This window comes from Methylibium sp. T29-B (assembly GCF_000576225.1).
Classification (GTDB): domain Bacteria; phylum Pseudomonadota; class Gammaproteobacteria; order Burkholderiales; family Burkholderiaceae_C; genus Methylibium; species Methylibium petroleiphilum.
Map to the genome: position 1 here is coordinate 1 of NZ_AZSN01000009.1, position 18965 is coordinate 18965.

Consider the following 18965-nt stretch of genomic DNA (forward strand, 5'->3'; position numbering starts at 1 on the left):
GTGGGGGAGGCGGCGGCGGTGGGGCAGGGGCCGGCGGCACGCTCACCAAGAGCGGCAGCGGCAAGGCCTCGCGCTCGATCGAGGAGATCAAGCTCGTGTTCGAGCGCAACAAGGGCGCGATCTATGCGCTCTACAACCGCGCGCTGCGCGAGGACCCGTCGCTGCAGGGCAAGGTAGTGCTCGAACTGAAGATCGCGCCGGCCGGCGACGTGGTGGGCGTGCGCATCGTGTCGAGCGAACTGCATGCGAGCGAACTGGAAGGCAAGCTGCTGGCGCGCGTGCGGCAGTTCGATTTCGGCGCGAAGGATGTGGAGCAAATGGTGGTGTCCTGGCCGGTGGATTTCCTGCCGTCGTGACCTCGTTGCTCCGTGCGGAGGTCTGTCTGTCGAGTGGTGGAGGGGGCGCCGTGACGGGCCGCTGTGTTGCGCTCGTGTCCCCCGCGGTCCGCCCTGCGGGCCGACCGCTCCTCCTTTACCTCGCTCCACACAGCGGCCCGTCACGGCGCTTCGATACGCCCTGGTCAGCAGCGCGCAGTCAAAGCACGCAGGAGCAATGCGAACCTCAGCGTGTGTTGACGATGTCGCGATACATCGGCGCCAGCCGCGCGAGCAGGCGGTTCTGCACGGAGAAGGGGATGCCCTGCCGGTCCATCGACTCCTGAAGCACCTCGACCAGCGCGTTGAAGTCGGCCTTGCGGATCTTCATCTCGGCGTGGGAGTTCTTCATCGTCTCGCCCTCGTAGACACAGGAGCCGCCGGACACCACACAGAACTGGTCGACGAGCTGCTTCTGCAGCTCCGACAGCTTGGTTTCCTTGAAGAATTCGCCGATGCGCGGATCGGCCGCGAGACGGGGCACGAAGTCGGCCATCAGTTTCGTCAGACCAGGCGTGCCGCCGAGGGCACGGTAGAGCGCATCGTCGGGGGGCGTGGATTGCGCGGCGGCGGAGAGCGCCGCCATGGCGCAGCTCAGGGCGATCAGGAGACGCTTCATGGGGAGGCTCATGAGTACGGGCGGGGTTGTCAGAACGCCACCTGGGCCGACAGGTAGGCGCCGCTCTGGCGCCGGTCGACGACGGCCGGCACGATGCGGCCGAGATCGACCCAGGCCAGCGTCAGCGACAGGTTCTTGTCCGGGGCCCAGGCGATGAACAGGTCCTTCCAGTCGTCTTCGGCCAGGCCGTCGCCGAGCAGCGAGGGGTTCAGGTTGTCCGGCTTGAAGCGGTACTCGGCGCCGATCGCCAGATTGCGGCGCAGCAGCCAGGCCACGGAAAACTCCGGCAGCAGCTTGTAGCGGTCGCGCGCCGTGCCACCGAAGCCGAGCAGGCCGTTCTGGTTGGCCTTGGTGGCCCGCAGCGTCGTGTTGAGCAGCACCCCCTGCGCGAGCAGGAGCTTGGTGGCACTGAGGTAGACGTCGGTGCCTCGGTCGTCGGCGCCCAGGGCCTGCAGCGTCGGTGCCAGGCCGCCGGCGTCGAGCCGCTTGCGCTCGAGGCCGATGGCGATCTGCGGCATCCACGTGTCGCTGTCCAGCACGGCATCGCCGGCGATTCTGAGCTTCACCGCGAAGATGTCCTGCTTCAGCCTCAGGCCGGGCAGGCCGAGCGCGGTGCCAGTGCGTCCGGTGTCGAAGTCCTGGCGGGCCAGCGACAGTTCGATGCGCTCGTCGAAGCTGGCGGCCACGCCGTAGCCGGTGAGCCCGTAATCCTGCGTCCTCAGGCGCGTCAGGTAGGCGCTGGCGCCGAACTGTCCGACGCTGGCATAGCTGCCGGTCAATGCCCAGGGTGTCAGGCCGCCACCGGCGGCGCCATCGATGCTGCTGACGCCACCGGTCAACAGCAGCTTGCCCTCGCGCGCCGGTGCCGGGGCGGCAGCAGCCAGGGCCGATGCCGCCAGCAGGAACAGCGCGGTCACGCGGCCGCCGACCCCGACGGTCGATCGGAACTCGTGACTCAGGACTTCGAATGACATGGAGGCTCCCACCACCGACGAAAGAGGCCGCGCGGCGGCGGCGGTTCGTGACGTCCTGGGCACGGCGGTGCGTGCGGACGTCGCCGCGGACCCCCGGCTGCAAGTTGCGCGCCTGACAGGTTGCGGCATGTCAGTGGCGCCTCAGTCGTCGAACAGCGATCGCGTATGCGGCTGCGCGGCCGGCTTCGCTGCGGCGGGTGGGACAAGCTCGCCGGGGCGCGACAGCGAGCCGACCCGCACGCCCAGCAGGCGCAGGCGTCGCTCGAGCGGGGCGCGCTTGAGGCATTCGCCGGCCGCCCGACGGATCGCCGCGAGGTCGTCGACCGGGGCCGGCAGCGTGAGGTCGCGGGTCACCGTCCTGAAGTCGTCGTAGCGCAGCTTCAGCCCGATGGTCCTGCCGACGTAACCCTTGCGCTGCAGGTCGTCGGCCACCTGCTCGCACAGCCGCGTGAAGATGGCCGACAGCGCTGCGCGGTCGTTGCGCGGGTGCAGGTCGCGGTCGAACGTGGTCTCGCGGCTCAGGCTGACCGGTTCGCTGTGCGTCACCACCGGCCGTTCGTCGCGGCCGTGGGCGGCGGCATGCAGCCAGGCGCCGTAGTGGGCGCCGAAGTTCTTCAGCAGCCAGGCCGGGTCGGCGGCGGCCAGCTCGCCGATCGTGCGGATGCCCAGGGCCTCGAGCTTCGCCGAGGCCTTCGGCCCGATGCCGTTGATGCGCCGGGCCGGTAGCGGCCAGATGCGTGTCTCGATGTCGGCCTCGCGCAGGATCGTCAGGCCGTCGGGCTTGTCGAGTTCGGAGGCGAGCTTGCTCAGCAGCTTGTTGGGCGTGACGCCGATCGAGCAGCTGAGGCCGGTGGTTTCCAGCACGCGGGCCTTGATGGCGCGCGCCAGCGTCGCGCCGCGGTCGACCGCGACACCGGGCAGGGCCGAGAGATCGATGTAGATCTCGTCGACGCCGCGGTCCTCGATCAGCGGTGGCGTGTTGCCCACGATCTCGGCCACCGCCGCCTTGAACAGGCGCGAGTAGCGCCGGTACTCGTCGAAGTCGACCGGCAGCAGCACCGCGTCGGGCGCCAGGGCGGCCGCTTCATCAGTCCCATGCCGGAGTTCACGCCGTAGCGGCGCGCCGCATAGGTGGCGGTGGTGACGACGCCACGGCCGGCGTAGTGGCGCAGCGTCGCGTAGCGGCGGCTGCCGTCGGCCAGCACCTCCGGTTCGTGGCGCCGGCCCCCGCCGATGACCACCGGCTCGCCTTTCAGTTCCGGATAGCGCAGCAACTCGACCGACGCGTAGAACGCGTCCATGTCGAGGTGGGCGATGTAGCGTTCTGGCATGTGCCGAGCCGCCGGCCGGGAGGCGGCCCTGGCGGGGGCTCAGTGCGTTTGGCGGTGTTCGAGCGACAGTGCGTACAGCCGGCCGCTGCGGGCGCCGCTGCGGCAGAACGCCAGCACCGGCTTGGGCAGGCGCTCCATCAGCGCGGCCATCGCCTGCGCCTGTTCGGGCGTCTGGAAACCGCCGGCAACCGGCAGGTGGGCGTACTCGAGGCCGGCGGCCCGTGCGGCGGCCTCGATCGCGGCGCTGGTCGGCTGGTCCGGCCCGCCTTCGAAGTCGGGGCGGTTGTTGACCACACTGCGGAAGCCGGCGGCGGCCGCGGCGGCCATCGCGTCGGGGGTCAGCTGGGGGGCCGTGGCGATCTCGGCATTCAGGCGGGTGGCGGGCAGATCCATCGGGGCGTCCTCGTGATGCGGGTGGCGTGCCGGAGCGAGCTTACTTCGACAGCGCCTGCTTCACCGCGGCCGACGCCAGGCCCATGTCGGCCTTCCCGGCCAGGCGGGTCTTGACGGCGCCCATCACCTTGCCCATGTCGCCCGGGCCGCTGGCGCCGAGCTCGGCGACGATCGCGGCCACCTCGGAGGCCACCTGCTCGGCGCTCAGGCGCGCCGGCAGGTAGGCCTCCAGCACGGCCAGTTCGGCGGTCTCCTTGTCGGCGAGGTCGGTACGGCCGGCGGCGCTGAACTGGCTGATCGAGTCCTTGCGCTGCTTGATCAGCTTGTCGACGATCGCGATCACCATGGCGTCGTCGAGCACCACGCGCTCGTCGACCTCCTTCTGCTTCAGCGCGGCCAGCAGCAGGCGGATGGTGCCGAGGCGTGCTGCGTCCTTGGCGCGCATCGCGCTCTTCATGTCTTCGGTGATGCGGTCTTTGATCGGGCTCGTCATGAGGCTCTCTCCGGTCTCCAGAAACGACCAAGCCCGCTTGGGCGTCCCCGCGCGGGCTTGATGTGGTGCCGACTGAGGGGTGGTCAGTACAGCTTCTTGGGCAGCTGCATGCTGCGCACGCGCTTGAAGTGGCGCTTCACGGCGGCCGCCTTCTTGCGCTTGCGCTCGGCGGTGGGCTTCTCGTAGAACTCGCGGGCCCGCAGGTCCGTCAGCAGGCCGATCTTCTCGATCGTGCGCTTGAAACGACGCAGAGCCACATCGAAGGGCTCGTTTTCTTTGACGCGAACGGTGGTCATGAAACGGTGGATCCTTGAATTTGCGCACCGGGTTCCGGGGAATCTTTCCGGATGACTCGGGCCGGGTTCGGCGCGCGGTTTGCCAGCAAAGACGAAGATTATAGACCGGCGGCGAGGACCGGCGCAATGCAGCCTGCGCCGGGCGTCAGGGGTGCGGAACCGGTGTCTCCGCGCGGCCGGCGGCGGCCAGGGCCTCGGCGCAGGCGTGCCCGCTGGCCCAGGCCCACTGGAAGTTGTAGCCGCCGAGCCAGCCGGTCACGTCGACCACCTCACCGATGAAATGCAGGCCGGGCACACGCCGGCTTTCCATCGTCTGTGAACTGAGCTCACGCGTGTCCACGCCGCCGGCGGTGACCTCGGCCTTGCGGTAGCCCTCGGTGCCGGCCGGCGTCAGCATCCAGTGCTGGAGCGAGGCGGCGAGGGTGGCCAGATCCTTGTCCTTGACCTCGGGCAGTGGCCGTGCGGCCAGGTTGCCGAGCGGTGCGCACCAGGCCTCGGCCAGGCGGGCCGGCAGGCGGGTCGCCAGTTCGTTGCCGAGCTGGCGCCTGGATACCGCCTTGGCCTCGCGCAGGGCGGACGCCAGGTCCTGGCCCGGCGCCAGGTCCAGCGCGATCGGCGTGCCAGGCTGCCAGTAGCTGGAGATCTGCAGCACCGCCGGGCCGCTGAGCCCGCGGTGCGTGAACAGAAGGTCCTCGAGGAAGCGTCCAGCCGCGGAGCCGCTGCCGGTGCTCACCGTCACCTCGAGCGACAGGCCCGCCAGGGCCGCGAACGGCGCCCAGGCGGTGGCATCGAAGGTCAGCGGCACCAGCGCGGGTCGAGGCTCGACCACGCGGTGGCCGAACTGCCGCGCCAGCCGGTAGCCGAAGTCGCTGGCGCCGATCTTCGGGATCGAGAGCCCGCCGGTGGCGACCACCACGCGCCTTGCGCGCACGCTGCCGCGATCGGTGTCGAGCTCGAAGCCGCGGACAGCGGCCCGCCGCACGGTGGCGACGCGGCAGGGCTGCCAGCGCGTCACGCCGCCGGCCTCGCACTCGCGCAACAGCATGGCGATCAGGTCCTCGCTGGACTCGTCGCAGAACAGCTGGCCCTTGTGCTTCTCGTGCCAGGGAATGCGGTGGCGCTGCACCAGGGCGATGAAGTCGCGCGGCGTGTAGCGTGCCAGCGCCGAGCGGCAGAACGCCGGGTTGCCGGACAGGAAGTTCGCCGGCCCGGTTTCGAGGTTGGTGAAGTTGCAGCGCCCGCCGCCGGAGATGCGGATCTTCTCGGCCAGCTTCTCCGCGTGATCGACCAGCAGCACGCGCAGGCCGCGCTGGCCGGCGACGCCGGCACAGAAGAGGCCGGCTGCTCCCGCGCCGATCACCACGACGTCGAAGGGGGAAGCGGCCTGCATCGGCACGATTATCGGGGCGCGCGCCACGCGTCCATGCGCCGCTGCAGGTCGGCGAAGCGCTCGACCAGCTGGTCCAGCACCACGCGCACGCGCGCCGGCACATACTCGCGGCTCGGCAGCAAGGCGTGCACCGGCACCTCGTCGCCGCGGTGGCCCGGCAGCACCTGCACCAGGCGGCCGGCCTCGAGATCGGCGAGCACGTCACACAAGGCTTTCGACGCGATGCCGCGACCCTGCAGTGCCCATTGCCGTGCCAGCGAGCCGTCGCCGCACAGCGCCCCGCCCACGCGCACCGGTTCGCCCTCGCCACGCACGCTGCGGCCCCGCCAGAAACGCCAGTCGCGGTTCGCGCGGCCCCCCAGCATCCACAGCAGGCAGTCGTGCCCGGCCAGATCGGCGGGCGTCTGGGGCGTGCCGCGTCGGCGCAGATAGGCCGGCGATGCGACCGCGATGCGCGGGCCGCTGCACAGCCGGCGAGCCACCAGGCCGGAGTCGGGCAGGGTGCCGTAGCGCACGGCGATGTCGACCGACTCACGCCGAACGTCGTGCAGGCGGTCGCTGACGTGCAGGCTCAGGCGCAGGCCGGGGTGGGCGACCAGCAGGGTGCGAGCCAGGGCGACAGCAGCTGGTAGGTGGTGTCTGCGGGGGCTGCAAGCTGCACCTCGCCGTCCACCGCGCCGGGGTCGGAGCGCAGCGCTGCCGTGCCCTCGGCCCACCGGGCCGTCAGGGCTTCGCAGGTGTCGAGGAAACGCTCGCCTTCGGGGGTGAGTCGCAGCGCGCGGGTGCTGCGCTCGATCAGCCGTCGCTGCAGCGAGGCCTCGATGCGCTTGATGGTTGCGCTCACCGCCGCCGGCGTCAGCGCCAGCTGCCGCGCAGCGGCGCTGAACGATCCGCTGCGGGCCACCTGAATGAAGAGGTTCAGGTCGTCGAGATGCATGGGTGGGGATCAAGTTTCAAATATTGATTGAAAGTATTGTCGATTGATAAGCGTTGATTCACTCTCACGGTCTTTCGACAATGCCTCATCCCGCCTCGGGTCCCGTTCCCCCTGCAAGGAGTTCCGCATGAAAGCCGTCGCATTCACCCGCAGTCTGCCGATCGATGCTGCCGGCGCCCTGGTCGACATCGACCTGCCCGTGCCCGAGCCGCTGCCGCACGATCTGCGGGTCGCGGTGCGGGCGGTGTCGGTCAACCCGGTCGATACCAAGGTGCGCCGCAACGGCGCCCATGCCGACGGCACGCCTCGTGTGCTGGGCTGGGACGCGGTCGGCGTGGTCGAGGCGGTCGGCAGTGCCGTCACGCGCTTCCAGCCCGGTGACCGGGTCTGGTATGCGGGCTCGATCGCGCGCAACGGCAGCAATGCCGAACTGCACCTGGTCGACGAGCGCCTTGCCGGTCGCGCGCCCGCGTCCCTGACGGATGCGCAGGCCGCGGCTTTGCCGCTCACCGGCATCACCGCCTGGGAACTGCTGTTCGACCGCCTGCTGGTCCCGCCCGGCAAGCGCGGCCGCGACAGCGCGGCTGGCGAATCCCTGCTGGTGATGGGTGCGGCCGGCGGCGTGGGCTCGATCCTGGTGCAGTTGGCGCGTCGCCTGACCGGGCTCACGGTGATCGGTAGCGCGTCGCGACCCGAGACCCAGGCCTGGGTGCGCGAGCTCGGCGCCCACCACGTGATCGATCATGGCCGCCCCTTGGGCGAGGAGCTGCGGCGCATCGGCCGGCCGGAGGTCACGCACGTGGCGAGCCTCACCCACACCGACGTGCATTTCACGCAGCTCGTCGAGGCGCTGGCGCCGCAGGGGCGCATCGCGCTGATCGACGACCCGGAGCCGATCGACGTGCGCCTGCTCAAGCGCAAGAGCGCGTCATTGCATTGGGAGCTGATGTTCACCCGCGCGCTGTTCGGGACGCCCGACATGGTGGCGCAGCACCACCTGCTGAATGACCTGGCGGCGCTGGTCGACGACGGCGTGGTGCGCAGCACGCTGGGCGAGCACTACGGGCGCATCACGGCGGCCAACCTGACGCGCGCGCACGCGCTGATCGAAAGCGGCCGGGCGCGGGGGAAGATCGTGCTCGAGGGGTTCTGAGGCCCGAGGGTCCGGTGCGCGAGCAGGCCGCTGTCGGCTTCAGCCGACCGCCGCTGGCGGAACGTCATCGCCGGTCATCCTCGCCTCCGCGCGAAGGCGCGGCAGGTACTGCGGGTACTCGCGCTGGATGAAGTCGACCAGGTACTCGCGCACGTGGCAGCGCAGGTCCCAGCCAGCCGGTGCCGAGGCCGAGGTCACCAGGCAGCGCAGCTGCATCGCGTGCTCGCCGGCCTCGGTGACCTGCAGCAGCGCGAAGCGGCCGTCCCAGTGCTCGGTCGATTCGCAGGCGCGCTGCAGCGCCGCGCGCAGCGGGGCGAGCGGCATGCGGTAGTCGACCCACAGGAACACGGTGCCGATCAGCTCCGAGGTCTTGCGCGTCCAGTTCTGGAATGGCTTCTCGATCCAGTACTGCAGCGGTACCACCAGGCGCCGCTGGTCCCAGATGCGCACGACGACGTAGGTGCCGGTGATCTCCTCGATCACGCCCCATTCGCCCTCGACGATCACCACGTCGTCGATGCGGATCGGCTGACTCAGGCCGATCTGCAGACCGGCGATCAGGTTGCCCAGCACCGGCCGCGCCGCGAAGCCGGCGATGATGCCCACCACGCCGGCCGATGCCAGCAGGCTGGTGCCGATCTGCCGCACCGCCGGAAACGTCATCAGCATCAGCGACGCGCCGATCAGCACGGCGAGGCCGGCCACGGTGCGCGACAGCACGCGGGTCTGGGTGTGGATGCGGCGCGCCTCCAGGTTGTCGGCCACCGTCACGGGATGGGCCGCGATCACCGCCTTGGCGAGGCCGTTGACGGCGCGCACCAGAAGCCAGGTGAATGCGGCGATCAGCAGCAGGCCGGTCAGCCGCTGCACCGAGGCCAGGCCGGCCAGTGTGTCGGGCGCCGCCTCGTGCCACACCAGGTTCAGCGCCAGCAGCGGCAGCGCCCAGCGCGCCGGGCTGCGCACCGCCTGCGCCACGGTCGAAGCCAGCGGTGTGCTGCGGGTGGCGCGCCGCACCACGCGCTCGCCGACATGGAACACGAGTTCAGCGAGCAGCATGGCCGCCGCCGCGATGCCCAACGCGGGCAGCCAGTCGGCGATCGACGGGGGGAGCCAGTTCGGAAAGTTCATCCCTGCTTGAGCACCGACTGGCGCGGAGGTTCCATCGTGCGCCGCCTCAGCGCGTGGCCTCGACCACCGTGGCGACCGCCTGGCCCAGCTCGATCACCGCCAGCGCGTAGTAGCTCGACCAGTTGTAGCGCGTGATCGCATAGAAGTTCTGCGTGCCGGCCACGTAGCTCGGTGCCGCGTTGCCGTTCTGCAGTTCGACCAGCGCCAGCGGGCCCTCGTGCTGCCGGCCCGCGGTTTCCAGAGCCGCGCCGTGCTCGGCGAACTGCGCTGCGCTGAAGCTGGGCAGGATGTCGGGCGCCAGCAGCACGGCGCGCTCGGCCACGTCGACCGGCGCGCCCACCGCGTAGTGGGTCGGCTGGCCGCGCTGCCAGCCGAACTCGGCCAGGTAGTTCGCCACCGAGCCGATCACGTCGGCAGCGCTGGCGTGCAGATCGACACGGCCGTCGCCGTCGAAGTCGACCGCGTACTTCAGCCAGGAGCTCGGCATGAACTGCGGCATGCCGATCGCACCGGCGTAGCTGCCCTTGAGCGCCAGCGGGTCGCTGCCCTGCTGCCGGCACAGCAGCAGGAAGCTCTCCAGCTCGTCGCGGAAGAAGGGGCTGCGGTCGCGCCGCGCGTCGCGCGGGAAGTCGAAGCTCAGCGTGGCCAGCGCGTCGAGCACGCGGAAGTTGCCCATGTGCTGGGCGTAGATGGTCTCCACGCCGACGATGCCGACGACGATGGCCGCCGGCACGCCGTAGCGCGCCTCGGCCTCGCGCAGCCAGCGCTCGTTGTCGCGCCAGAACGCCACGCCGGCGCGGATGCGCACCGGCTCGACGAAGCGCGCGCGGTAAGCCGCCCAGTTCTTGGCCGTGCCGGCCGGCGGCGGCTGGATCAGCCGCACCACGCCCGGGATGTAGCGCGCCTGCGCCAGCGTCTCTTCGACCCAGGCGCGGTCGAGCCCGCGCCGTTCGGCAATGCCGGCGGCGAGCGCCACCACGTCGTCGCGGCGGCCGTAGGTCACGGCGTCGGGCGCGTTGTCGTCCTGCAGGGCGACGGGCTTCTTGCGGGTCCGCGCGGCCTCGGCGTCGGAGGGCGGGCAGAGCGTGCCGAGCGCGACCAGGGTCGCGGCGAGGACAGGAAGGAGGGGCGGGGTTTCGTCATCATCGGGAAGCGGCGACCGGCATCTTGGACGGGGAAGTGTGAGGCTTCAGGGGACGCAGGGCAGCCACGGCGGTGGCGGCGAGCCGGCGCGCCTGCACGGCCTGCCGGCGCCTGGAGGCCGGTGCGTCGGCACGGGCGTAGCGCAGGCGGTCGAGCGCGTCCAGCACCCGCGCAGCGGGTTCTGCCGCACTGCCATGGCGTGCCCGAAGGGCCGCGGCCAGGGTGCGCGGCGGCATGCCGTCGTGCACTGGGATGCCCCGCTTCGCAGTGGCCTGCCGCACGCGCGCATAGGCGCGCAGCCAGGGGTCGGTCCGGTGGTGGCCCCACCAGGCCCAGCCGGCGACCGCCAGGCTCAGGCCGCTGGCGACGACGATCAGCAGCAGGGCCAGGTCCTCCCAGCTCGGCGAGGCATAGCCCAGACGCTTGAGCAGGTCGAACTGCGTGCCGCGCGAATAGTTCAGCACCCACTGGTTCCAGGCGTTGTTGGCCGACTCCCACAGCGCACGCAACTGCAGCAGCGCGTCGGGCGCCACGCCGCCGAAGGCGGTGGCCACGAAGCCGGGGGCTGGCGCCAGCGGACGGCTGCGGTCGATGCGCTCGGGCGCCACCGCCGCCGTCGGATCGGCGCGCACCCAGCCCTGGCCGGGCTGCCAGTATTCCGCCCAGGCGTGCGCGAAGCTGTTGCGCACGACCAGCGTGCCGTCGATCGGGTTGCGCTCGGCGCCCTGGTAGCCGGTGACCACGCGCGCGGGCACGTCGAGCGCGCGCAGGATCACCACGAAGGCGGTCGCGAAGTGTTCGCAGAAGCCGGCCTTGCCGTCGAGCCAGAACTCGTCGATCGCGGTGCCGCGCTGCGCTTCGTCGTAGAGGCCCGGGGCCAGCGTGTAGCTGTAGTTCTCGCGGCGGATGTGCTGCATCAGCGCGGCGGCGAGGGTGTTGCCGTCGGCCTGGGCATAACGCGGGTCGCGCCGCAGCGCCGCGGCCCATTCGAGCGTGCGGGGGTTGAAGCCGGGCGGCAGGTCCAGCGCATCCTGGAGGCCGAGCGTGGGCTCGGTCGGGCCGTGGGCGAAGCGCGGCCACGAAGGGGCGGTGTAGCGGATGCGCTCGGCCAGCGGGCGGTTCGTGATCCAGTGCAGGTCGTCGAGCAACTGCGTGCGCAGGTTCTCCTCCAGCGCCGGCAGGGCCGGCGTGGCTTCCAGCGCCGGGATGGTGGACAGCCGCGATGGTTCCACCGTGACCTCGAGCTCCACCGGCTCGCCGATCGGCCGCAGGTTGCGCGCCAGCGTCGCGCCCGACGCGAAGCGTGGCGAACCGACGCGCCACGTCGTGCCATCGAAGCCGGTCAGCACCGGCCCGCGGAAGTACAGCTGTTCCGGCGGTGGCGGCGTGCCCGAGAGCACGCGCACGCGCAGCGCGATGCTGTCGTCGGCGGCCAGCTCGGCGATCATGCCCACGCGCATCTCGCCGGACAGGCCGGTCTTCGCGCCGGCGTCGTTCGGCACGCCCCACAGCGGACCGATGCGCGGGAACAGCAGGAACAGCAGCAGCATGACCGGCGCGCCGAGCAGCGCGAAGCGGCCGGCCAGCGCACCGGCCCGGTCCAGGCCGGGCTGGCCGACCGGCATGTGCGCGAGCACCAGCGCGGTCATCAGGCCCCACACCGACACCAGCATGGCCGCGGCGATGACCATCGACTGCGAGCTCAGGAAGTGGGTCAGCACCAGGAAGAAGCCGAGGAAGAACACCGCGAAGGCATCGCGCCGCGCGCGCAGCTCCAGCGTCTTCAGCGCCACCAGCACCACCAGCAGCGTGATGCCCGACTCCTTGCCGAGCAGCGTGCGGTGCGTCATGAAAGTCAGCGCCAGTGCCAGCAGCAGCACGCCGGCCAGCACCCAGCGGCTCGGCAGCGCCGCGCCACGCACCGCCAACGCCCCGCGCCACAACAGTACGGCGGCCGTCAGCGCAGTGCACCAGACCGGCAGCTGGCCGACGTGCGGCAGCACCGTCCAGGCAATCACCGCCAGCAGGAACAGCGTGTCGCGTGCCTCGCGCGGCAGGTGTCGCCAGCCGGGCCACGCGATCGTCGCGGGTCGCGCATCAGGCCCACAGCGTCAGTGCCTCCAGCGCTGCGCGCCGATGCGCCTCGCCTGTCGCCGGCGGCCATTCACGGCCGGGCAGGCGCAGCCCCCACGCCGCGCCGCTCTGCTCGACGGCGAGCACCCAGGCCGCCAGCCGCGAGAGCCGGGCCTCGGGCGACAGACCCCCGGTCGCCGCCCAGTCCAGCCAGAGTTCCTGGCGGGCCGCGCTGCGGGTGTCGCGGCTGACCAGCTCGCCGCCGGTGTCGAGCGCACGCGCGGCCTTCTTCCAGACCACCAGCTTCAGCGGGTCGCCGCGCCGGTAGGCACGGATGCCCTCGAGCTCGCCGCCCTCGCTGCTGCGCGCCGTGCTCGCCTCGCCACCGGCGGCCCGGGCCGGAGGCAGTGGAGGCGTGGGCCGCTCTGGTTGCGGGTAGGCGAGCACGGTTGCCTGCGGGCGCCATTCGCTCCAGGCGCGGAACAGCCCCAGCGGGAAACGCGTTTCCAGCACCACGTGGGGCAGGGGCAGCCGGCCGCGGCGCGGTGCGACGAAACTCAGCTGCATGGCGGACTGGCCGCCCGCCGGCACGTCGGTCCAGCTCCAGTGTGGCGGTCGCTCCGGCCCGGCCAGCCGCAGGCCGATGCCGTGCCGGGTGCGAGTGGCGGTGGACGCCAGCACGCACTCGACCACCGCCGCCTCACCCGCGAACACCGGCTGGGGTGGGCGCAGGTGCAGGCTCAGGCCGCGCAGCGTGGCATGCGTGACGTGCATCGACACCAGGCCGCTGCCGGCCAGCAGGAAGGTCAGCAGGTAACCCAGGCTGAGCTGGTAGTTGATCGACGCGACCAGCAGCACGCCCAGCGTCAGCGCGAACACCCAGCCGGCGCGCGTGGGGAGGATGTAGACGTTGCGCTGCGTGAGCTGCAGCGTGTCGCTGCGCGGATGGCGGGCGTCCCACCAGGTGCGCCAGCGCGTGCGCAGCGGCGCGAGCGGGCCGCTGCGCGCCGTCGGGTCGTCGAGCACCGCGCTCACGTCGGCTCCGTGGCCTTCAGGGCAGCGCGATCGCGTCGATCATCGCGCGCACCTGTTCGCGCCGACCCCGGCCGGCCCCGGCGACAGGCAGCAGGCGGTGCGCCACGGTCTGCGGCAGCACGGCCTGCAGGTCGTCGGGCGCCACGTAGTCGCGCGCATCGAGCAGCGCGTGGGCCTTGGCGGCGCGCAGCAGCGAGATGCCGGCGCGCGGCGACAGGCCCTCGACGAACCAGCGGCCGTCGCGCGTGGCGGCGATCAGCGCCTGCAGGTAGTCGAGCAGCGGTTCGCTGGCGTGCACGGCCAGCACCGCCTGCTGCGCGGCCTGCAGGTCGGAGGGGCTCATCACCGCGTGCAGCTCGTGGATGGCCTCGCGGCGGTCGCGGCCGGACAGCAGCGCGCGTTCGCTGGCGCGGTCGGGGTAGCCGAGCGTGATGCACATCAGGAAGCGGTCGAGCTGGCTCTCCGGCAGCGGGTAGGTGCCGAGCTGGTCGCTCGGGTTCTGCGTGGCGATCACGAAGAAGGGCGCGGGCAGCGCCCGGGTCTCGCCCTCGACGCTGACCTGGTGCTCCTCCATCGCCTCGAGCAGCGCGCTCTGGGTCTTGGGGCCGGCGCGGTTGATCTCGTCGGCCAGCAAGACCTGGGCGAACACCGGCCCGGGGTGGAACACGAAGCGCTCCTTGCCGCGCTCGTAGACGCTGACGCCCACCAGGTCGGAGGGCATCAGGTCGGCGGTGAACTGCACGCGCGAGAAGCGCAGGCCGAGCGAGACGGCCAACGCGTGGGCGAGGGTGGTCTTGCCGACGCCGGGCACGTCTTCGATGAGCAGATGACCGCCGGCCAGCAGGCAGGCGAGGCTGTCTTCGATCTGGGGGCGCTTGCCGACGATAATCGTGGCGATCTGATCGACGAGCTGGTGAAGCCGGGTGTGCAGGGTCATGGCGCACACCTTAGCCGAAAGCCGCCGTTCCCGAGACCTCGCACCGCCAAGACGGATGGCCACCGCCTACTACTCCCACCCCGCCTGCCGCACCCATGACATGGGCGATGGCCACCCCGAGTGCCCGCAGCGGCTCGACGCCATTGCCGACCACCTGATCGCCACCGGCCTGGACATCGCGCTCGAGCAGCGCGAGGCGCCGCCGGTCGACGAGGGCACCTTGGCGCTGGCCCATGAGTCGCTGTACGTCGCCAACCTGCGCGGCTTCATGGAGCAGGTGGAGGCCACCGGCCAGCGCCGCGCGCTGGACCCCGACACCGTCGCCGGCCCCGGCACCTGGCTGCGGCGCTGCATGCGGCCGGGGCCGCGGTGGCGGCGACCGATGCGGTGCTCGATGGCGAGATCGAGAACGCCTTCTGCGCGGTGCGCCCGCCGGGCCACCATGCCACCCGGCGCCAGGCCATGGGTTTCTGCTTCTTCAACAACGTCGCCGTCGCGGCACGCCATGCACTCGACCGGCGCGGGCTGGAGCGTGTGGCGATCATCGATTTCGATGTCCACCACGGCAACGGCACCGAGGACATCATCGCCAACGACGATCGCGTGCTGATGTGCAGCTTCTTCCAGCATCCGCTGTACCCGAACTCCGGGGCCCAGCCGCTGGGCGACAACATGGTGAACCTGCCGGTGCCGGCCTATACCAAGGGATCCGAGATCCGCGAACTGATCGACCGGCACTGGTTGCCGCGGCTCGAGGCCTTCCGGCCGCAGATGCTGTTCATTTCGGCGGGTTTCGACGCTCACCGGGAGGACGATCTCGGTCAACTCGGGTTGGTGGAGAGCGACTACGCCTGGATCACGCGGCGCCTCAAGGGTGTGGCCGAACGCCATGCCGACGGTCGCATCGTCTCGTGTCTGGAGGGGGGCTACGCACTGAGTGCGCTGGCGCGCAGCGTGGCCAGCCACGTGCGAGTGCTGGCCGGACTGACCGATTGACGGCGCTCGCACGCCGCATTCCGCACCGAACCCGAAGGACCCGATGGCCCGACCGATGACCCCCCGACGAGCTGAGTGCGCTGGGCAGCGCGCTGCTCACCACCAATGCCGCGCTGGAGCTCGCCGTGCTCGGTGGCTGCCTGCTGCTGGCGTGGGCGCTGGCTCGCACGCTGCGCGGTCGGCGCGAGGATCCCCATTCGGTGCTGTTCGGTCGCCGACTGGTCGACGGCGCGCTGTTTCCGTTGCTCTCGCTGGGACTCGTGCTGGCCGCGCAGCACCTGCTGCTGGCGGTGCTGCATCTGCCGCCGGCGGTACTGCGCATCGCGGTCGCGCTGCTGCTGTCGCTGGCGCTGATCCGCGTGTTCGTGCGGGTGCTGCGAGCGGCGTTCCCGGCGTCGGCCTTCGTGCGCATCGTCGAGCGCTGGCTGTCGTGGGCAGTGTGGATCGGCATGATCCTTTGGTTCACCGGCGTGCTGCCGATGCTGATGGAAGAGCTGGAAGGCATCAGCTGGAAGGTCGGCAGCGATCGCATCTCGCTGCGGGCCCTGCTCGAGGGCGCGTTCAACGCGGTGATCGTGCTGATGCTCGCGTTGTGGCTCAGCGCGGCGATCGAGGCGCGGCTCCTGAAGGGGAGATTGACCGACCTGTCGCTGCGCAAGATCGCGGCGAACGCCACCCGCGCGCTGCTGCTGTTCGTCGGCCTGCTGATAGCCCTGTCGGCGGCCGGCATCGACCTCACCGCGCTCAGCGTCTTCGGGGGGGCGATCGGGGTCGGGCTCGGCTTCGGCCTGCAGAAGCTCGCGTCCAACTATGTCAGCGGCTTCGTGGTGCTGGCCGAGCGCTCGCTGCGGATCGGTGACCTGGTCAAGGTCGACAACTTCGAGGGCCGCATCACCGACATCAACACGCGCGCGACGATCATCCGCGCCGCCAACGGCCGCGAGTCCATCGTGCCGAACGAGCTGCTGATCACGCAGCGCGTCGAGAACGCTTCGCTGACTGAGACCTGTGTCATGGCCTCGACGGTGGTTCAGGTCGCCTACGGCACCGACGTCCTGAAGCTGCGCCCCAAGCTGCTCGCGGCACTCGGAAGCATCGAGCGCGTGATGAAGGACGACAGTCACTCGGCGGCGGTCCACCTGACCAACTTTGCGGCCGACGGTCTGGAGCTGACCATCTGGTACTGGGTGCCGGATCCGCTGAACGGCCAGTCCAACCTGCGCTCCGAAGTGAATCTGGCCATCCTGGCCGTGCTCGACGCCGAGGGCATCGAGATCCCGTTCCCGCAGCGTGTGCTGCGGCGCGTGCCGCCCGCCCACAAGCCGCCATCGGCGGCCTCGCAACCGCCCTGATCGTCAGGCCGACGCGCTCTGCGACCAGTTCGGGAAGCGCACCCGGCACTCGATGCCGGCCGGCAGCAGTTCGCGCCACTCGACCTCTCCGCCGAGCTGCTTGACTCGCTTGCGGATGCCGCCGAGGCCCAGGCCATGCGCCCACGCCTGCGGATTGCGGCCGTGGCCGTCGTCGTGCACACGCAGCTCGAGCCGATCGTCGGCCAGTTGCAGCGAGATCGCCACCCGCGTGGCCCGGGCGTGTGCGATGGTGTTGCTGACCAGCTCGCGCAGCACGCGCGTCAGGGCCGACCACTGCACCACCGTGAGTTCCGCGTCGCGATCGAACTGCGTGTGCCAGTCCAGCACGACGTTGGCGATCTGCAGCCGTTGCTGCACATCGGCCTTCCATTCGGCCGCGGCATGGGACAGGCGGTGGCTGCTGACCGCGAGGCCGCGCGTGAGCGTCTTCAGATCCTGCAGCGTGTGGCGGATGTAGTCCTCCTGCTCCGGGCTCTGGGCCTGGTACATCAGCGTCAGCAGCCGCGCGCCGATGTCGTCGTGCAGGTCCTGCGCCAGGCGGCTGCGCTCCTCGCTGCGACCCCGCTCGACGGCCTGGTCGAAGGCGACCGCGCGCTTGAGCTGCTCGACGATGCGGTCCGCCAGACGCGCGTCCTCGCGCGTGAACAGGCGCCGGCCGCGCTGCGAGTAGCGCAGCACCAGCGTCTCGTCGGCGCGACCGCTGATGCGGCTGAGGTCGGGCACCGGCACGGTCAGCGCCGAGCCGTCACCGCTGGCACGTGCATGCTGGGTGGATTTCGGCGCAACCGCGGCCTCCAGCGGTTCGAACAGCTCGCGCAGCAGGCTCAGCAACGAGGTCGACGCGCGTTCGGGGTGGGCCTCCACCTCGCGTGCCATGCGGTATAGGCGCTCGAACAGGCGTTCCATCGTGACCATGCCGGTGCCGCGCAGGTGGTTCAACAGCCACTGCCGCACGCTGACGTACAGGCCGATCGACAGGAACACCGACAGCGTGATCGACGTGAACTGACCGAAGGAGAAGGCCGTGACGAACAACAGGTCGAGCGAGGTGGCGACGGTGCTGACGCCGGCCAGCAGCGAGAACTCGCGCAGCATCTGCTGCGACTTGGCGAGAAACGGCACCAGCAGCATTAGCGAGGCGAGGAAGACCACCCAGATCATCGAACCGACGGTGGCGATCCCCTGTTGCGCGCCCGGGGTCTGGCCGACGGCGGCGATCGCGGCGGTCAGCAGGATCCAGGTGCCGGCGGTCACGATGCCGAATCGGCGTTGCACCAGGGCATAGGGGTGCGGCTCGATGCGGTAGGACCAGCTCAGCAGGCCGATTGCCGAGAGACCGAGCGCGGCACCGATGCCCTGGGTCCACCACCAGGCCTGCGGCAATGCGGACCGAACATCGAGCGCCAGCAGGCCGCCGACCAGGCCCCACACCAGCAACGCGATCGCCGGGCCACCGGGCAACCGCCTCGGGTGCAGGCAGGCAGCGTGGACGATGGCCGCAGCGGTGACCAGATCGAAGGCCATGCGGGCATGCACTTCCAATCCCGCGTAGCCCCGAGGCAGCGTCAGCTCCGACACCCCCGCCGCAGCGATGAACAGCAGATTGCCGCACTGGCTGAGCGCCATCAGCGCAAACAGGGCGTTGGCGAGCATCGGTCGCACCAGCACCACCACCATCGCGATCAGGTAGAGCACCAACGCCAGGCCGGCGAGCAGCCAGTACATCAGCCCCAGCCGGAAACTGCCGCGAGGCTGGAGCTGCAGCTCGGCCGTGCCGCCTTCGGCGAAGTAGAAACGCACATGGCCCTGGGACAGCGCCCGCTCGAGCTGGTCGTGCAGTTCGTGGTGGCGGGCCCGCTCGGCATCGCCAGGCAGCCAGCGCGGCGAACGCTGCAGGGCCAGCGCGTCGAGCACGGCGACCTGGCTGTCGCCGCCGATGATGCCGAGCAGCGCGTGGCCGACGAAAGGCTGCAGCGCCGGCTCGTTGCTGGCCGCCAGCAGCAGCTGGCCGTGCTCGTTGCCGCGCCAGCTGGCGTCCAGGCGTGGTTGCTGCGCGAGTTCGCGCGTCAGCAGGAACAGCGCCAGGCAGCCCAGCAGCGCCAGCACGACCAGTGCCCGCAGCCGCCAGCCGAGCCAGCGCGAGCTGCGCAGCCGCGACGGCAGCCATTGCTCGAGGACCGTGGTGTCGATGCCGGAGTCGTTGTCGTCGAGCCGCGACGTGGGCGGGCCGGAAGTGTGCGCGTCGCGCCGCGACGGCCTAGTGGGATGGCGCTCGGCCGGCGCGTTCATCGACAGGCCGCGTTGTCAGCGCACCGAACGC

18 protein-coding genes and 2 pseudogenes are annotated in these 18965 nt (G+C 71.0%); 4 read left to right on the forward strand and 16 right to left on the reverse strand.

The genetic code is table 11. From position 1 onward, the window contains the following. A partial coding sequence (locus Y694_RS02875) for a TonB family protein (RefSeq protein ID WP_036229674.1) occupies positions 1-356 on the forward strand: 356 nt, incomplete at its 5' end. 205 nt (positions 357-561) lie between these two features. On the opposite strand, the gene Y694_RS02880 is transcribed toward Y694_RS02875, so the two are convergent. The 9 genes and pseudogenes from Y694_RS02880 to Y694_RS24640 all read right to left on the reverse strand — a co-directional run bounded on the left by Y694_RS02880 (position 562) and on the right by Y694_RS24640 (position 6807). Then, entirely contained in the window at positions 562-993 is a 432-nt protein-coding gene (locus tag Y694_RS02880) for a group 1 truncated hemoglobin (RefSeq protein WP_036229676.1), read from the reverse strand. Between the two features lie 29 nt (positions 994-1022). After that, a complete protein-coding gene (locus Y694_RS02885) occupies positions 1023-1967 on the reverse strand; it encodes a DUF3034 family protein (RefSeq protein ID WP_173402792.1) in 945 nt (314 codons plus the stop codon). A gap of 141 nt (positions 1968-2108) precedes the next feature. Further along, positions 2109-3298: pseudogene (dinB, locus tag Y694_RS02890) on the reverse strand (DNA polymerase IV). Positions 3299-3337: 39 nt separating this feature from the next. Beyond that, positions 3338-3691: a TIGR01244 family sulfur transferase gene (locus tag Y694_RS02895; protein WP_011828834.1), complete on the reverse strand. Its 354-nt coding sequence runs from the start codon at positions 3689-3691 to the stop codon at positions 3338-3340. 40 nt (positions 3692-3731) lie between these two features. Further along, positions 3732-4184 carry a GatB/YqeY domain-containing protein gene (locus tag Y694_RS02900; RefSeq protein ID WP_036229678.1) on the reverse strand — a complete coding sequence of 151 codons (453 nt, stop codon included), beginning with the start codon at positions 4182-4184 and terminating at the stop codon, positions 3732-3734. An 83-nt stretch (positions 4185-4267) separates the two neighbouring features. Continuing rightward, positions 4268-4480: a 30S ribosomal protein S21 gene (gene rpsU, locus Y694_RS02905; protein ID WP_011828836.1), complete on the reverse strand. Its 213-nt coding sequence runs from the start codon at positions 4478-4480 to the stop codon at positions 4268-4270. Between the two features lie 145 nt (positions 4481-4625). Then, positions 4626-5870 (reverse strand): NAD(P)/FAD-dependent oxidoreductase, encoded by a 1245-nt coding sequence (locus Y694_RS02910; protein ID WP_036229737.1) that lies wholly within the window; start codon positions 5868-5870, stop codon positions 4626-4628. Positions 5871-5878: 8 nt separating this feature from the next. Continuing rightward, entirely contained in the window at positions 5879-6484 is a 606-nt protein-coding gene (locus tag Y694_RS24635; RefSeq protein ID WP_231497512.1) for a substrate binding domain-containing protein, read from the reverse strand. Next, positions 6442-6807 (reverse strand): LysR family transcriptional regulator, encoded by a 366-nt coding sequence (locus Y694_RS24640; protein WP_051495528.1) that lies wholly within the window; start codon positions 6805-6807, stop codon positions 6442-6444. Before Y694_RS24640 ends, Y694_RS24635 begins: the two co-directional genes overlap by 43 nt. A gap of 127 nt (positions 6808-6934) precedes the next feature. On the opposite strand from Y694_RS24640, the gene Y694_RS02920 reads away from it, so the two are divergent. Further along, positions 6935-7960: a zinc-binding alcohol dehydrogenase family protein gene (locus tag Y694_RS02920; protein ID WP_036229681.1), complete on the forward strand. Its 1026-nt coding sequence runs from the start codon at positions 6935-6937 to the stop codon at positions 7958-7960. Positions 7961-7999: 39 nt separating this feature from the next. On the opposite strand, the gene Y694_RS02925 is transcribed toward Y694_RS02920, so the two are convergent. The 6 genes from Y694_RS02925 to Y694_RS25380 form a co-directional block, all read right to left on the reverse strand. Continuing rightward, positions 8000-9088: a mechanosensitive ion channel family protein gene (locus Y694_RS02925; protein ID WP_011828840.1), complete on the reverse strand. Its 1089-nt coding sequence runs from the start codon at positions 9086-9088 to the stop codon at positions 8000-8002. A 46-nt stretch (positions 9089-9134) separates the two neighbouring features. Next, positions 9135-10190, reverse strand: a complete 1056-nt coding sequence (mltB, locus tag Y694_RS02930; RefSeq protein ID WP_051495529.1) for a lytic murein transglycosylase B — start codon at positions 10188-10190, stop codon at positions 9135-9137. A gap of 40 nt (positions 10191-10230) precedes the next feature. Further along, positions 10231-12249 carry a DUF3488 and DUF4129 domain-containing transglutaminase family protein gene (locus Y694_RS02935; protein ID WP_231497509.1) on the reverse strand — a complete coding sequence of 673 codons (2019 nt, stop codon included), beginning with the start codon at positions 12247-12249 and terminating at the stop codon, positions 10231-10233. A 79-nt stretch (positions 12250-12328) separates the two neighbouring features. Next, entirely contained in the window at positions 12329-13339 is a 1011-nt protein-coding gene (locus Y694_RS02940) for a DUF58 domain-containing protein (RefSeq protein ID WP_036229686.1), read from the reverse strand. Positions 13340-13355: 16 nt separating this feature from the next. Then, the gene (locus tag Y694_RS02945; RefSeq protein ID WP_036229688.1) at positions 13356-14276 is read right to left on the reverse strand and encodes a MoxR family ATPase; all 921 of its coding nucleotides are present in this window, start codon (positions 14274-14276) and stop codon (positions 13356-13358) included. Positions 14277-14286: 10 nt separating this feature from the next. Continuing rightward, complete coding sequence (locus tag Y694_RS25380) at positions 14287-14511, reverse strand: hypothetical protein (protein WP_231497513.1); 225 nt, start codon at positions 14509-14511, stop codon at positions 14287-14289. Between Y694_RS25380 and Y694_RS02950 the strand changes: the two are divergent. Beyond that, a pseudogene (locus Y694_RS02950) lies at positions 14434-15272 on the forward strand (histone deacetylase family protein). The gene Y694_RS25380 and the pseudogene Y694_RS02950 sit on opposite strands and share 78 nt — an antisense overlap. Before the next feature lie 125 nt (positions 15273-15397). Continuing rightward, positions 15398-16624: a mechanosensitive ion channel family protein gene (locus Y694_RS02955; RefSeq protein ID WP_231497510.1), complete on the forward strand. Its 1227-nt coding sequence runs from the start codon at positions 15398-15400 to the stop codon at positions 16622-16624. A gap of 3 nt (positions 16625-16627) precedes the next feature. Here the strand turns inward: Y694_RS02955 and Y694_RS02960 are convergent, their stop codons facing one another. Next, the gene (locus Y694_RS02960) at positions 16628-18934 is read right to left on the reverse strand and encodes an ATP-binding protein (protein WP_051495531.1); all 2307 of its coding nucleotides are present in this window, start codon (positions 18932-18934) and stop codon (positions 16628-16630) included. Positions 18935-18965: the final 31 nt, after the last annotated feature.

Bases quoted from the DNA above. Each gene is read 5' to 3' on its own strand.
- Y694_RS02880 (WP_036229676.1), bottom strand. From the start codon at position 993: ATGAAGCGTCTCCTGATCGCCCTGAGCTGCGCCATGGCGGCGCTCTCC.
- Y694_RS02885 (WP_173402792.1), bottom strand. From the start codon at position 1,967: ATGTCATTCGAAGTCCTGAGTCACGAGTTCCGATCGACCGTCGGGGTC.
- Y694_RS02895 (WP_011828834.1), bottom strand. From the start codon at position 3,691: ATGGATCTGCCCGCCACCCGCCTGAATGCCGAGATCGCCACGGCCCCC.
- Y694_RS02900 (WP_036229678.1), bottom strand. From the start codon at position 4,184: ATGACGAGCCCGATCAAAGACCGCATCACCGAAGACATGAAGAGCGCG.
- rpsU (WP_011828836.1), bottom strand. From the start codon at position 4,480: ATGACCACCGTTCGCGTCAAAGAAAACGAGCCCTTCGATGTGGCTCTG.
- Y694_RS02910 (WP_036229737.1), bottom strand. From the start codon at position 5,870: ATGCAGGCCGCTTCCCCCTTCGACGTCGTGGTGATCGGCGCGGGAGCA.
- Y694_RS24640 (WP_051495528.1), bottom strand. From the start codon at position 6,807: ATGCATCTCGACGACCTGAACCTCTTCATTCAGGTGGCCCGCAGCGGA.
- Y694_RS02920 (WP_036229681.1), top strand. From the start codon at position 6,935: ATGAAAGCCGTCGCATTCACCCGCAGTCTGCCGATCGATGCTGCCGGC.
- Y694_RS02925 (WP_011828840.1), bottom strand. From the start codon at position 9,088: ATGAACTTTCCGAACTGGCTCCCCCCGTCGATCGCCGACTGGCTGCCC.
- Y694_RS02945 (WP_036229688.1), bottom strand. From the start codon at position 14,276: ATGACCCTGCACACCCGGCTTCACCAGCTCGTCGATCAGATCGCCACG.
- Y694_RS25380 (WP_231497513.1), bottom strand. From the start codon at position 14,511: ATGGGCCAGCGCCAAGGTGCCCTCGTCGACCGGCGGCGCCTCGCGCTG.
- Y694_RS02960 (WP_051495531.1), bottom strand. From the start codon at position 18,934: ATGAACGCGCCGGCCGAGCGCCATCCCACTAGGCCGTCGCGGCGCGAC.